At 66.1% G+C, this 595-nt stretch carries 1 protein-coding gene; it reads left to right on the top strand.

The genetic code is table 11. The annotated features are described in order from the left end of the window. Positions 1-595, top strand: a 595-nt coding sequence (locus tag F6X40_RS43795) for an electron transfer flavoprotein subunit beta/FixA family protein (protein WP_187631913.1), incomplete at both ends; no start/stop codon positions are given.

Here is a 595-nt window from a genome sequence, read left to right as displayed (position 1 = left end):
CGGTGCGTCTGAAGGAAGCGGGCGTCGCGACCGAAGTGATCGCCGTGTCGGCCGGTGTTGCGCAGGCGCAGGAAACGCTGCGCACCGCGCTCGCGATCGGCGCGGATCGCGCGATCCTGATCGAATCGAACGAAGACCTGCAGCCGCTCGCCGTCGCGAAGCTGCTCAAGGCGCTCGTCGACAGGGAGCAGCCGCAACTGGTGATCCTCGGCAAACAGGCGATCGACGACGACTCCAATCAGACCGGCCAGATGCTCGCCGCGCTCGCGAATCTGCCGCAGGCGACGTTCGCGTCGAAGCTTGTCGTGGCGGACGGCAAGGCGACGGTGTCGCGTGAAGTGGACGGCGGCGCGGAAACGCTGTCGCTGACGCTGCCGGCCGTGGTCACGACCGATCTGCGCCTGAACGAGCCGCGCTACGTAACGCTGCCTAACATCATGAAGGCGAAGAAAAAGCCGCTGGAAACGCTCAAGCCCGAAGACCTCGGCGTCGATGTCACGCCGCGTCTGAAGACGCTGAAAGTCGCCGAGCCGCCCAGGCGCTCCGCCGGTGTGAAGGTGCCGGACGTGAAGACGCTGGTCGAGAAGCTGAAGAC

This window comes from Paraburkholderia sp. UCT31 (assembly GCF_014397655.1).
Classification (GTDB): Bacteria; Pseudomonadota; Gammaproteobacteria; order Burkholderiales; family Burkholderiaceae; genus Paraburkholderia; species Paraburkholderia tuberum.
This window is presented reverse-complemented; position numbering and strand designations above follow the sequence as displayed.